At 70.8% G+C, this 13229-nt stretch carries 13 protein-coding genes; 2 read left to right on the top strand and 11 right to left on the bottom strand.

Annotation, left to right across the window (positions count from 1 at the left end; genetic code table 11):
• Positions 1-65 precede the first annotated feature (65 nt).
• The 7 genes from malQ to BCF74_RS05965 all read right to left on the bottom strand — a co-directional run bounded on the left by malQ (position 66) and on the right by BCF74_RS05965 (position 7011).
• Entirely contained in the window at positions 66-2198 is a 2133-nt protein-coding gene (gene malQ / locus BCF74_RS05935; RefSeq protein ID WP_106297037.1) for a 4-alpha-glucanotransferase, read from the bottom strand.
• Between the two features lie 132 nt (positions 2199-2330).
• Entirely contained in the window at positions 2331-3980 is a 1650-nt protein-coding gene (mctP, locus tag BCF74_RS05940) for a monocarboxylate uptake permease MctP (protein ID WP_106297038.1), read from the bottom strand.
• Positions 3977-4390, bottom strand: coding sequence for a DUF3311 domain-containing protein (locus BCF74_RS17690; protein WP_245889241.1), 414 nt, complete (start codon positions 4388-4390; stop codon positions 3977-3979). Before BCF74_RS17690 ends, mctP begins: the two co-directional genes overlap by 4 nt.
• 132 nt (positions 4391-4522) lie before the next feature.
• A complete protein-coding gene (locus tag BCF74_RS05950) occupies positions 4523-5035 on the bottom strand; it encodes an HIT family protein (RefSeq protein ID WP_106297039.1) in 513 nt (170 codons plus the stop codon).
• A 96-nt stretch (positions 5036-5131) separates the two neighbouring features.
• The gene (ychF, locus tag BCF74_RS05955; protein WP_106297040.1) at positions 5132-6217 is read right to left on the bottom strand and encodes a redox-regulated ATPase YchF; all 1086 of its coding nucleotides are present in this window, start codon (positions 6215-6217) and stop codon (positions 5132-5134) included.
• 12 nt (positions 6218-6229) lie between these two features.
• Complete coding sequence (locus tag BCF74_RS05960) at positions 6230-6466, bottom strand: hypothetical protein (protein WP_106297041.1); 237 nt, start codon at positions 6464-6466, stop codon at positions 6230-6232.
• The gene (locus tag BCF74_RS05965) at positions 6463-7011 is read right to left on the bottom strand and encodes an NUDIX domain-containing protein (RefSeq protein ID WP_106297042.1); all 549 of its coding nucleotides are present in this window, start codon (positions 7009-7011) and stop codon (positions 6463-6465) included. Before BCF74_RS05965 ends, BCF74_RS05960 begins: the two co-directional genes overlap by 4 nt.
• 54 nt (positions 7012-7065) lie before the next feature.
• Between BCF74_RS05965 and BCF74_RS05970 the strand changes: the two genes are divergently transcribed.
• Both BCF74_RS05970 and BCF74_RS05975 read left to right on the top strand, forming a co-directional pair.
• The gene (locus tag BCF74_RS05970) at positions 7066-8001 is read left to right on the top strand and encodes a DUF389 domain-containing protein (protein WP_106297043.1); all 936 of its coding nucleotides are present in this window, start codon (positions 7066-7068) and stop codon (positions 7999-8001) included.
• A gap of 41 nt (positions 8002-8042) precedes the next feature.
• On the top strand, positions 8043-9236 hold the full coding sequence (locus tag BCF74_RS05975) for a DNA recombination protein RmuC (RefSeq protein WP_170070149.1): 1194 nt from the start codon (positions 8043-8045) through the stop codon (positions 9234-9236).
• 355 nt (positions 9237-9591) lie between these two features.
• On the opposite strand, the gene BCF74_RS05980 is transcribed toward BCF74_RS05975, so the two are convergent.
• Genes BCF74_RS05980 through BCF74_RS05995 form a run of 4 tightly spaced genes read right to left on the bottom strand, consistent with a single transcriptional unit; the run spans position 9592 to position 13224 of the window.
• The gene (locus BCF74_RS05980) at positions 9592-10455 is read right to left on the bottom strand and encodes a 5-oxoprolinase subunit C family protein (RefSeq protein ID WP_106297044.1); all 864 of its coding nucleotides are present in this window, start codon (positions 10453-10455) and stop codon (positions 9592-9594) included.
• On the bottom strand, positions 10452-11165 hold the full coding sequence (locus tag BCF74_RS05985; RefSeq protein ID WP_342747551.1) for a 5-oxoprolinase subunit B family protein: 714 nt from the start codon (positions 11163-11165) through the stop codon (positions 10452-10454). Before BCF74_RS05985 ends, BCF74_RS05980 begins: the two co-directional genes overlap by 4 nt.
• Positions 11162-11959 (bottom strand): LamB/YcsF family protein, encoded by a 798-nt coding sequence (locus tag BCF74_RS05990; protein WP_245889242.1) that lies wholly within the window; start codon positions 11957-11959, stop codon positions 11162-11164. Before BCF74_RS05990 ends, BCF74_RS05985 begins: the two co-directional genes overlap by 4 nt.
• Positions 11956-13224 (bottom strand): NRAMP family divalent metal transporter, encoded by a 1269-nt coding sequence (locus BCF74_RS05995; protein WP_106297046.1) that lies wholly within the window; start codon positions 13222-13224, stop codon positions 11956-11958. The genes BCF74_RS05990 and BCF74_RS05995 overlap by 4 nt, the downstream gene beginning before the upstream one ends.
• Positions 13225-13229 lie beyond the last annotated feature (5 nt).

Consider the following 13229-nt stretch of genomic DNA (forward strand, 5'->3'; position numbering starts at 1 on the left):
AGCAAGGATGCGAACTGTGCGCAATCAGTCGCACATTTCGGACAGACCTCGCCCGGGTGGGCAGGTCAGTCGCCGGCCGTGGCGCGGAAGAGCACGTCGGCGAACTCCGCCTCCGTCGCCTGCTCCAGCGAGACCGGCTGCCCATCGGGCCCGGCAAGCGGGATGCGCCAGTTGGGGTACTCGTCCTCCGTGCCCGGCTGGTTGATGGCCCGCCGATCGCCCACGACATCGGCCAGTGAGACGGCGCGCAGCACGCTCGGTGTGCGGCCGAGCCAACGGTGCATCGCCTCGATGACCGATGGGAGCCCGGCACCGGGCGTCAACCATCCACGCGCCTCCAGGGCATCCCGCACCGTGGCGATGGTGCGTTCCTCGTGGGCCCGCTCCTCCTCGACCGGGCGGGTGAGCAACCCCAGCCGCTCGCGGATCGCGACGTGCTCGAGCGTGAGGAATCCCGCCGTCGGCGGAAGGTCGTGCGTCGTCACGGACGACAGGCACAACTCGCGGTAGTCCTCCGGCGGCGTCGGCTGCCCGTCCGTGGTCTCGAACCACATGATGCTCGTGCCGAGAATCCCTCTCTCGCGCAGGTATTCGCGCGCGATCGATGGCACCACTCCAAGGTCCTCGCCCACGACGACGGCGCCGGCCCGCTGGGCTTCGAGGCAGAGGATTCCGATGAGCGCCTCGTGGTCGTAGGTGACGTAGGTGCCGTCCGCGGGGGTGAGACCCTCGGGGATCCACCACAGCCGGAAGAGCCCGATGACGTGGTCGACGCGGATGCCACCCGAGTCGCGGAGCACGGTGCGCACCATGTCCCGGAACGGGGCGTACCCGAGCTCGGCGAGGCGCTCGGGATGCCACGGTGGCTGCGACCAGTTCTGGCCGAGCTGGTTGAACTGGTCCGGCGGTGCGCCGACCGTGACGCCCGACGCGAGGGCATCCGCGAGACCCCACGCATCGGCACCGCGCGGGTGCACCCCGACGGCGAGGTCGTGCACGACGCCGAGGGACATTCCCGCCTCTCGCGCCTCACGCTGCACCTCCCCAAGCTGGCGGTCGAGCAGCCACTGGAGCCACATGTGGAAGTCGACGAGATCCCTTTGCGCAGAGGCGAACTCGGCTACCGCGGCACTTCGCGGGTCGTGCAGCTCGCTCGGCCATTCCGACCACGGCAGTCCGTAGCGGTCGGCGATGGCGCACCACGTCGCGAAGGTCGCGAGCCCCTCACCCTCGCGCTCCCGGAACCGCTCGAAGTCCCTCGCTCGGCGCCCTTCGAGCCCGACCTCGTGCACGATCTCGAGCGCCTCGCGCTTGAGCTCCCATGCCGCGTCCCGGTCGATCGTGTCGTCGTCGTTCAGCTCGCGCGCATCCGCAGCCAGCTGCTCCACCGCAGCCCGCCCCTCGGCGTCGACCCGGGCGAGCTCCGGGATGTCCTCGACCCGCAGGTAGATCGGGTTGACGAAGCGACGCGTCGTCGGCAGGTAGGGCGAAGCCTCCATCGGTGCGACCGGCTCGGCCGCGTGCAGCGGGTTGACGAGGACGAACTCGGCCCCGAGGTCGGTCCCGGCCCACGAGGCGAGGTCACCGAGGTCGCCGAGGTCTCCGATCCCCCACGACGACGCCGACCGCACCTGGTAGATCTGCGTCATCAGCCCGGTCGCGCCGCCGTGGCGCAGCACCTCGGGCACCTCGAGCGCGCCCGGGGTGACGATGAGCGTGGCGCTGTCGGTGCCCTCGGTCACGGCCGGCTCGTCGAGGTGCGCGACGATGCGGTGCCAGCCGAGCGGCAGGTCACCGGGCAGCTCGAAGGTCGCCTCCCCGATCTCGCGCCCGTCGATGGTGCGCGGGTGCACCCACCGGTCCACCTGCGCGACCTCCCGCGTCGAGCCGTCCTCGAGCTCGACGGTGAGACGGACCCCCGAGCCGTCGGGCACATGGACGTGGACCCACGGAGTCCAGCCCTCACGGCATACGACGGTCGGCGGCAACGTCCGCCGCCACGGCGCATCGGCCGCAGCGACCAGGGCAGCGTCCACCGCATCCGGCGTCGACGCGTCTATACCGAGCGCATCGAGGACCGACCGCAGGGACGCCTCGCCGATGACGCGGTGCTCACCGGTCCAGTCGGTGAAGTCCGTCGCCACACCATGGGCGCGGGCGAGCTCGAGCAGGGCGTCGGACGGGGCGGCCGAGGTCATGTGCCCATCCTGCCCGACGGGGTTCGCCCACCCGGACCCCTTCCGCGCCCTGCCCATGGAACGGGCCCGGAGGAGGAGATCAGCTCTCCTGCTCCGGGCCCGTTCGTCGTGCTCAGAGGTGCCGTATGCCGGTCACGGGCTGGGCGTCACCTCGTGTGGTCCGGTGGGCAGCGTCTTCTCGACGCGCGGGTCCCCGGCGTCGGCGAAGTAGTCGCCCTTGATCGTCTCGTCGGTGCCGTTGGACACCTTCATCGCGTTGAGCACCGCGCTGACGATCGCGGCGATGACGAGGTTGATGACGAACGCCGTCAGGGCGATGTAGCCCATCTGCGCGATGCCGGGGATGTTCGCCAGCGAGCCGCCGAAGTGGGCGCCGGTGACGGGGTTGACGACGTTGTACGCCTGCCACGTGCCGTAGACCATGCCGACGGCCCAGCCGAGGAGCAGACCCCAGCGGTGGAACCACTTCGTGTAGAGCCCGAAGACGATCGCGGGGAACGTCTGCAGGATCCAGATGCCGCCGAGGAGCTGGAAGTTGATCGCGTTCTGCTTGTCCAGCGCGAGGACGAAGACGAGCGCGAACGCCTTGACGATGAGCGAGATGAGCTTGGAGACCTTGGCCTCCTGGGCCGGGCTGGCGTCGGGGCGGATCCACTCCTTGTAGATGTTGCGGGTGAAGGTGTTCGCGGCCGCGATGGACATGATCGCCGCGGGCACGAGAGCACCGATCGCAATGGCGGAGAAAGCGATTCCCGCGAACCACGACGGGAACATGTCCTCGAACAGCTGCGGGATGACGAGCTGCGCGTTGGGCTTGCCGTCGAGCCCGACCGGCTTGGTACCGGCCGCGATCGCGACCCACCCGAGCAGCGCCAGCAGACCCAGGACGAACGAGTACGCCGGCAGGATCGAGGCGTTGCGCCGGATCGTGTTGCGGCTGCTCGCCGACAGCGTCGCCGTGATCGAGTGCGGGTACATGAAGAGCGCCAACGCAGAGCCGAGCCCGAGCGTCGCATACGCCCACATCTGCTGGCTGCCGGGGACGAACGCGCCCGTCGGCTTGCCGGTCGCCTCGTTGACCGTGGTCATCTTCTCCTGGGCCGCGCCGAAGACGGCGTCCCAGCCGCCGACCTTCGAGGGCAGGTAGATGATCGCGACGATGATGACGAGGTAGATCAGCGTGTCCTTGACGAACGCGATGACCGCCGGGGCGCGCAGACCGCTCGAGTACGTGTAGGCCGCGAGCAGCGCGAACGCGATGAACAGCGGCGCGTCCTTGGCGATGATGTTGCTGCCGCCGCCGAGGCCGACGACCTCGAGCACCGCCTGGATGCCGACGAGCTGCAGCGCGATGTACGGCATCGTCGCGAGGAACCCGGTGACGGCGACCGCGAGGGACAGCTCGCGGCTGCCATACCGTCCGCGGACGAAGTCCGCCGGGGTGACGTACCCGTGCCGGTGGCTCACCGACCACAGCCGCGCCATGAAGACGAAGATGATCGGATAGAGCACGATCGTGTACGGCACGGCGAAGAAGCCCGCGACCGCGCCGGTCGCGAACATCGCGGCCGGCACCGCGACGAACGTGTATGCCGTGTAGAGGTCGCCTCCGAGGAGGAACCAGGTCACCCAGGTGCCGAACGAGCGGCCGCCGAGGCCCCACTCGTCGAGGGACTCCATGCTGCTCGGGCGGCGCCAGCGCGTGGCCCAGAAGCCCATGCCCGTGACGAGCGCGAAGAGCAGGACGAGGACGATGAGGGCGGTCCAGTTCACGTTGCTCATCGAGTGCCTCCCCGCGGGTCGTCGGCGTCGAACGGATTGCCGTCGTGCAGGTCGGTGTCACGCTCGTCGCCGACGCGCGGTCCGCGCCCGTCCGTCATGGGTCGGTGCGGGCGTGCCTTGAGGACGAGCTTGTAGGCCGTGAAGGTCATCGCGGAGCAGATGAAGACCCAGAGGAACTGGTACCAGATGAAGAACGGGAAGCCCCAGAGCTTCGGCTCGACCTTGGCGTAGGAGCTGACCCACATGAGGGCCACGATGGGGATCAGGAGCAGGATCCCGGCTGCGACGAGCAGTCCTGTGTTTGCCGGTGGGACCGTGTCGTGGTCCACCTCGTCGTGTCTGCCACGTGTGCCGTCGGCCACGAGTGCACCTCTCTTCTGCTGTTCCTCCGCGCGCGCATCGTTGCTCACGCCGGGCGAAACCCTAGAGGTTCGGTGTGCCTTGCGTCACGCATTCCGGCGAGCGGACACCGATTCGGTATGCCGGCCGCGCGCCTCGCGCGGCCGGCATACCGCGCGTTGCCTCGCCGCGGCGGCACAACGTCATGCCGAAGGCGGCAGATCTGACGGGTCCGGCATGACCTTGAGCCGCAGCACCTCCGCCGTCAGGGCCGCGCGCAGGTCGTCGTGCTGGGGCCCGAGCGCGGTCACGGGGTCCTGCCAGCGCGCGGCGTCGTACAGCCACACCGGCTTGCCCACGATCTCCGGCGGCTCCCATTCGTACCGCGGCCAGATGTGGCAGTGCAGGAACGGGTCGGTGTTGCCGAGGATCTCGATGTTGACCCGCCTGAAGGCCGGGTCGAGCCGCCGGCACACGGTCTCGACCGCCTCGGCGACGAGCTCGACGTCGGCGAGATAGCGCAGCCGCTCGGCGCGAGGCAGGTCCGTGAGACGTTCGACGCCGGGCCGCTTCGTCAGCGCGAGCGAGTAGCCGGGCAGGAACTGGACGTCGCCGATGACCGCATACGACGCGTCCAGCTCGGCCATGACTCCAGGATTGCGGCCCTCGAACGCCGCCGTGATGCGGTCAGCTCGCCAGTCCTGTCGGTCACCCATGCGTCGACCGTATGCCGCTCTGCCAGTCGCGCACTGCCACCTTGCCCTGGTCCTCGCAAAAGCGGCGTATTTCACGCCCTTGTGAGGACCGCGGCTCTACACGTTGAAGCGGAACTCCACGACGTCGCCGTCGGCCATCACGTAGTCCTTGCCCTCGAGCCGGGCCTTGCCAGCCGCCTTCACGGCCGCCATCGACCCCAGCTCGTCGAGGTCCGTGAACGACACGACCTCGGCCTTGATGAAGCCCTTCTCGAAGTCGGTGTGGATGACGCCGGCCGCCTGCGGAGCGGTCCACCCCTGGCGGATCGTCCACGCCCGCGACTCCTTCGGCCCGGCGGTCAGGTAGGTCTGCAGCCCCAGCGTGTGGAACCCGGTGCGCGCCAGCTGGTCGAGCCCGGACTCGCTCGCCCCGAACCCCTCGAGCATCTCGCGCTGGTCCTCTGGCGACATGTCCATGAGGTCCATCTCGAGCTTGGCGTTGAGGAACACCGCATCGGCCGGTGCCACCAGCTCCGCCAGCCGCCCATGCAGCGAGGCATCGGCCAACTGGTCCTCGTCGAGGTTGAAGACATAGATGAACGGCTTCGTCGTCAGCAGCCCCAGCGCCTTCGCCTCGGCGAGGTCAACGCCGCCGGCCGAACCCGCGGCATACAGCGTCTTTCCCTCCTCGAGCACCTTCTGCGCGGCGAGCGCATTGGCCAGCACCGGCGCCACGTCCTTCTTGATCCGCGCCTCCTTCTCGAGCCGCGGCACGGCCTTCTCGAGGGTCTGCAGGTCGGCGAGGATCAGCTCGGTGTGGATCGTCTCGATGTCGGACTCCGGCGACACCTTGCCGTCGACGTGCACGACGTCGCCGTCCTCGAACGCCCGCACCACCTGGCAGATCGCGTCGGCCTCGCGGATGTTCGCGAGGAACTTGTTGCCGAGCCCCTCCCCCTCGGACGCGCCGCGGACGATGCCGGCGATGTCGACGAAGGACACCGTCGCGGGCAGGATCTTCTCCGACCCGAAGATCTCCGCGAGCCTCGACAGCCGCGCGTCCGGCAGCGGGACGACGCCGACGTTGGGCTCGATCGTCGCGAAGGGGTAGTTCGCGGCGAGGACGTTGTTCTTGGTGAGCGCGTTGAACATCGTCGACTTGCCGACGTTCGGGAGCCCGACGATTCCGATGGTGAGTGCCACGGGGTCAGGAGTCTACTGGCGCCGCGCCCGGCTCCTCGCCACGCGCCGGACCACCCGCCGGGCGACCCAGGCCCCGAGCAGGCAGGCGAGCACGCCCGCGACGGTGAACCCGGCATACAGAGCCGCGGCCCCACCGTCCCCCTGCGCGAGCGCGAAGACGAGCGCGGCCGCGCTGACGAACGTCCACACGAGCAACAGCGCGCCGACGAACATCGCCACGAGCGCACCGAAGAAGGTTCCCGCGTTCACGTTGTGCCCCAAGGGTTTTCGGAGTTCTCGAGGTATGCCGTCCGCGCGCCATCCGCGTCCGACTCACCGAGCTCGGCGAGCACCTGCTCGAGCATCCGGGCCGTGTAGGGCGCGACGTGCGAGGCGATGTCGGCGGGCGCGACCCAGTGGACGCCCTTGAGCTCGCGCCGAGACAGGGTGAGGTCGTCGGTGAACGACGCCGGCACGACTCCGAGGTCGAAGAGGAAGAGCACGGCGTCGTCCCACCCGCGCCACGGCGGCAGCCAGTTCACGGCGGCGAGACCGCGCACGTCGACGACGGCAGCGAGCTCCTCGCTGATCTCCCTGACGACGCAGGCCGCGGGCGACTCCTTGGGGTCGACGACACCGCCGGGCAGGTCCCACTCGCTCTTGTAGGTCAGCTCGCAGAGCAGGATCTCGCCGGCCTCGCTGCGCAGCAGCCCCTGAGCGATGGCCCGCTTGCGGGGCAGCCTGGCGTTGAGGACGTGGATGAACGAGCGCCGCCCCTTCTCCGTCGAGGTGTCGGGTCGCTCGCGGTCGGCCATGATCCGAGGCTATCCCGGGGCACGGAGGTGAGCGCACGGCATACCCTGCGGACCATGCTCGTGCACCTGCGGATGAACGTCCCTCCCGACCTCTCCGCATCCATCACCGACCTGCTCCTGCCGGACGAGCGCGTCACCAACGTCGTCGTCCTCAAGGGCGCGTCGCTGCAGCCCGCCGGAGACGTCATCGAGGCCGACGTTGCGCGGGAGGCGGCGAACGACGTCATCGACGAGATCTGCGCAACCGGGCTCCCCCACGTCGGTGGGCTCATCTTCGACGACATCGACGGCACCCGCTTCGACGCCGCAGCGGAGGTGGAGCGCGCTGCCCCCGGCGATCCCGACGACGCCGTGCTGTGGGACACCGTCCTCGCCCGGGCCCGCACCGCCGAGCGGCCGAGCGTCACGTATCTGTCCTTCCTCATCCTCGCCACGCTCCTCGCCGCCATCGCGGTCATCACCGACTCGGCCGTCCTCGTCGTCGGGGCGATGGTCGTCGGGCCGGAGTTCGCGGCGATCGCCGGGATCTGCGTGGCACTCGTGTTCCGCGAGTGGTCGGTGGCCGCGACGATCTTCCGGCGCCTCATGGTGGGCTTCATCATCGCGATCATCGTCGTCGTGGCGCTGGCGTATCTCGCGGCGATCTTCGGCATCCTCACCGCCGAGGAGGTGTCCCGGCCCCGGCCCCAAACGGGCTTCATCTGGCACCCGGACCGGTGGTCGTTCATCGTCGCGCTCCTCGCCGGCGCCGCGGGCGTACTCGCGACGACGACGGCGAAGTCGTCGGCCATGGTCGGGGTGTTCATCTCGGTGACGACGACCCCGGCGCTGGGCAACCTCGCGCTCGGGCTCGCGGTCCTCGACGTCGACGAGATCCGCGGTTCGGCGAGCCAGCTCGCGGTCAACATCGCCGGGATGGTCGTCGCGGGTGTCGTCACCCTGCTGCTGCAGCGGGCGTTCCGGCCCCAGTACCGGCGCCGCCACCCCTGACCTCCCCCGCTGTGTCGGTGCCGGCTGGCACCGTGGTCGCCATGAACCCGTGGATCACCCTCGTGGTCGGTGCGCTCGTCGGCGCCGGTGTCGCTTTCGTCGTGCTTCGCGGGGCGTATGCCGTCCGCGCGGCCTCCGTGGAGACCGAACGCGACCTGCTGCGCGAGCGGGTCGTCGACCTCGAGGCGTCCTTGGCCGAGGACCTCGAGACGGCCTCGCTCCTCGCTCCCCTGCGGGATGCGCTGGGGCGGGTGGAGCGCCAGGTCGGGGTGCTCGAGCGCGACCGGGTCGAGCAGTTCGGCTCGCTGCGCTCGGTCATGGCCCGCGTCGAGTCCGAGACCCAGGACCTCGGGCGGGCGACGGCCTCGCTCGCGGGGGCGCTGCGGTCATCGTCGGTGCGCGGATCGTGGGGTGAGGTGCAGCTGCGGCGGGTGCTCGAGGCGTCGGGGATGCTCGCGCGCTGCGACTTCGACGAGCAGGTGCGCGCCCGGTCGCGTCACGAGCGCGAGGTGCGACCCGATGTCGTCGTTCGGCTCCCCGGGGAGCGGGTGCTCGTCGTCGACGCGAAGGCCCCGATGTCGGCGTTCCTCGACGCGCAGGCGGAGGACCTCGACGGTGACGAGCGGGCGCAGCTGCTGCGTGAGCATGCGTCGGCGCTGCGCCAGCACGTGCAGGCGCTGTCGGCGAAGGACTACTGGTCGGCGTTCACCCAGTCGCCCGAGATGGTCGTGTGCTTCGTGCCGAGCGACGCGATGCTCGGTGCGGCGCTCGATGCGGACCCGGGGCTGCACGAGCGGGCGATGGCGGCGCGCGTCGTCCTCGTCGGGCCGGGTGCGCTGTTCGCCCTGATGCGCACGGTCGCGCACGGCTGGCAGCAGGAGTCGCTGTCGACGAGTGCCCGCGAGCTGCTCGAGCTCGGACAGGAGCTGCACCGCCGGCTCGCGACGTTGGGGACGCACGTGTCGCGGATGGGGCGGTCGCTGCACTCGGCGGTCGAGGGCTACAACCAGTTCGTCGGCGCGCTCGAGTCGCGGGTGCTCGTCACGGCCCGACGCATGCAGGAGCTCGACGTGGTCTCGGACGAGCTGCCCGAGCTGACGCCGGTCGAGGCGGCGCCGCGGGTACTCACCGCCGTCGAGCTGCTCGACGCCGTGAGCGAGACCGAGGACCGTCCCGAGCTGCTCCTCGACGTGCCCCCGCCGACCGACCGCGAGCGCCGCGACCGCCTCGGCTGACACGACGCTCGGCACCCGTCCCGGTGCCGGCGCGCACGCGACTCTCGCCACCCGTCCCGGTGCCGCCGCAGGCAAGACGTTCCGCTCGCGTTCCGGTGCGGACGCAGACACGACTCGCGCCACCCGTTCCGGGCCCACACGCGCCACAACCCACCCCTCCCCGAGAGGTGCCTTTGCTCCAGCCCCTCGGAGCAAACAACCACACTTGCTCCAGCATGCGGGAGCAAATAACCACACTTGCTCCAGCCCCTCGGAGCAAACAACCACATTTGCTTCCGTATGCGGGAGCAAAGGCACCTTTCCGAGCCTCACCGATTGGCCCCGGGCCGGGCCGGACACGCGAGCTGCGCTCGCCTCAGCCGCGTGCCCAGACGAAGCGCACCGGCTCGCCCGGGCGGACCTGCGCCGCCCGGTCCACGTCGGCATCCACGACGACGGCAACCACCGGATAGCCGCCGGTCACCGGATGGTCCGCGAGGAAGAGCACCGGGTCACCGTCCGGCGGCACCTGCACCGCCCCACGCCACGCCCCCTCGCTGGGCAGCTGCCGCCCCGGTTCGGCGTGCGCCAGTGCCGGGCCCTCGAGCCGCATGCCGACTCGGTTCGTCTTCGCCGACGCCGTCCACGAGCCACGCACCAACAGCTCGACGTCGCGCACCCACGCATCCCGGGGACCGCGCACGAGCCGCAGCGTCGCCGGCGCCTCGAACGACGGCGGCGCGACCTGGTCCACCGAGGGCTGCTCCGTCGGCCTCTCCCCGACCGGCAGCACGTCACCCTCGGCCAACGGCGCCGGCCCGAGCTCGGCCAGCACGTCCCGGCTGCGCGAGCCGAGCACGGGAGCCACGTGCACCCCGCCACGGACCGCAAGATACGAACGCAGGCCGCTCGCCGGCATACCGACCTCGATGCGCGACCCCGCGCCGGCCACCACGAGAGCGTGCGATCCCACCGCCTGGCCGTCCACGAGCACCGGGGCCGGCGCTCCCGTCACACAGAACGTCACCGCCCCTCCGGCGACCTCGACCTCGAGACCCCCGATGCCCACCTCGACGGCCGCGGCATGGTCAGGGTTGGCCAGCAACCGGTTCGCGAGCCGCAGCGCCCCGCGGTCCGCGGCCCCCGAGCGCCCCACCCCGATGTCCGACATCCCCCGCCGACCCAGGTCCTCGACGAGACACTGCCCTCCGACGCGACGCACGACGAGCGACCGGGTCACGACCGCACCTCGACGAACCGAACCGTCGCACCCGGAGCCAACAGCGCAGGAGGGTCACGGTCCAGATCCCACATCACGGCGTCGGTGGTCCCGATGAGCTGCCACCCACCCGGCGACGACCGCGGATAGACACCCGAGAAGGTGTCCGCGAGCGCCACCGACCCGGCCGGCACGGACGTGCGTGACTCACCGCGTCGCGGTACCTCGAGCCGCGGGTCGCCGCCGACGAGATAGCCGAACCCGGGCGCAAACCCCCCGAACGCCACCCGCCACGGACGACCCGTATGTGCCTCGACCACCTCCCGCTCGCTCAGCCCGGTCAGCCGAGCGACGTCCGCCAGGTCCGGACCGTCGTAGCGCACCGGGATCTCGACCACCTCACCACCGGAGTCCGCGAGCAGTCCGGGACCGTTCTCGTATGCCGTCCGCGCACCTTGAGGGTCCACCTCACCGAGCTGGGCGCGCAGCGTCGCGACGGATGCCCCGTCACGAGCGCTGACGAGCACCGTGCGGGCCGCCGAGACGACGTCACCGACGGCATCGAGGTCCGCAGACCGCACAGCGTCGACCCACCGCACCACCTCGGTGACATCGCCCAGCTCGACGAGCAGGGCGCGGTCACCGTAGGGCAGCACCGTCGGCCGACCGGGTGAACCGGTGGGCGGCAGGTCGTCCGACCCGGACCGACCGGACACGTCGAGCCCGCTCACGCGAATGCCTCGACGGCGACGCCCTCCTGCGCCAGGCGCTCCCGGATGCGAGCGGCCATGGCCACGGCGTCCGGCGAGTCCCCGTGCACGCAGATCGAGTCCGCGTCGACGGTGACGTCGGTGCCGTCGATGGCGGTGAGCCGACGCTCGGTGACCAGCCGCACGACCCGGTCCGCGACGGCATCGGCGTCGTGCAGCACCGCCCCCGGCTCGCGCCGCGACACCAGCGTCCCCTCGGGCGTGTAGGCCCGGTCGGCGAACGCCTCCCGGACCGTGCGCAGCCCCGCGCGCTCCCCCGCGGCGAGCAGCGCGGAACCGGGCAGACCGAGCAACGGCAACGACGCGTCATACGCGACGACCGCGTCGACGACCGCCTGGGCCTGAGCCTCGTGGTGCACGGCCGCGTTGTAGAGCGCCCCGTGCGGCTTGACGTAGCGCACCGAGGTCCCGGCGACACGCGCGAGCCCGGCGAGAGCCCCGATTTGGTAGGTCACGTCGTCGCGCAGCTCGACCGGGTCCATGTCGATGAACCGCCGCCCGAACCCCGCGAGGTCGCGATACCCCACCTGGGCGCCGACGCTCACTCCCCGCTCCGCTGCGACGTCGCACGTACGCCGCAGCGTCGACGCGTCACCGGCGTGGAACCCGCACGCGACGTTGGCGCTGGTCACGAGCTCGAGCATCGCGGCGTCATCGCCGAGCTCCCAGCGACCGAAGGACTCCCCGACGTCGCTGTTGAGGTCGACGGTCGCGGCGCCCGAACGCGCGCCCCCCTCCACTGCCGGGTCCGTCACGAGAACCACAGCTCCCACAGCGGCAGGAACGACCGGTACGCCAGATAGAGCGTGAGCAGCCAGGCCAGGACGCCGACGCCCAGGAGCAGCCCCGGGTAGCGGTAGCCGCCGAGGAGGTCGCGGCGCCGCCACGCCACCCACAGCAGCAGGCCGAACCCGAGCGGCAGGATCATCCCGTTGAACGCCCCGGCGAAGATGAGCAGCTCCGTCGGCGTCTTCTCGATGAGGAGGAAGACGACCGACGTCACCGCGATGAACCCGACAGTGAGCAGGTTGCGAGTGCGCGCGGGCGTGGCCGACGTCGTCATGAAGGACACGCTCGTGTAGGACGCGCCGATGACGGACGTGATGGCCGCCGTCCAGAGGATGAGCCCGAAGGCGCGCAGCCCGAACTCGCCGGCCGCGGACTCGAACGCGCTCGCGGCGACGTTGTCCGGGTTGAGCGCGGCGCCGCCGGCGATGACCCCGAAGATCGCGAGGAAGAGCAGGATCCGCATGACACCGGTGACGAGGATCCCGGTCACCGAGCTGCGGGTGATGTCACGAACGCTCTCGACCCCGGTGGTGCCGGAGTCGAGAAGCCGGTGCGCACCGGCATACGTGATGTAGCCACCCACGGTGCCGCCGATGATCGTCGTCACCGCGAGGAACGAGAACTGTTCTGGCGCAACGACATTGACGAGAGCCTCACCCACGGGCGGACGGGAGGTCACGGCGATCACCAACGTCGCGATGACCATGACGATGCCGAGGACGACGACGATGCGGTCCAACGCGACCCCCGCCCGGCGACTGAGGAAGATCGCGATCGCCACCACGGCCGAGATCGCGCCACCGACCTTGGGGCTCACGCCGAGCAGCGCGTCGAGGCCGAGCCCGGTGCCGGCGACGTTGCCGATGTTGAAGACGAGCCCGCCGAGGACGACGAGTCCGGCGAGCGCCCACCCGGCTCCGGGCAGGACGCGACCCGCGAGCTCATGGGCGCGCAGCCCCGAGATGCCGATGACCCGCCACACGTTCAGCTGCACGGCGATGTCAACGATGATCGAGAGGACTATGGCGCACGCGAACGCCGCGCCGAGCTGGAGGGTGAACTGGGCCGTCTGGGTGATGAACCCGGGGCCGACGGCGCTCGTCGCCATGAGGAAGATCGCGCCGAGCAGGGCGGACCGCTTGGACGCGGCAGCCACCGCCTCGCCCGCGGACGGTATGCCGTCCGCCTCCGGTTCGGGGGTCGCCTCGCGGTGTGCAGGTGGCGGGGTCATGCGGG

Origin of the sequence: Knoellia remsis (genome assembly GCF_003002895.1) — a bacterium.
Taxonomy (GTDB): Bacteria; Actinomycetota; Actinomycetes; order Actinomycetales; family Dermatophilaceae; genus Knoellia; species Knoellia remsis.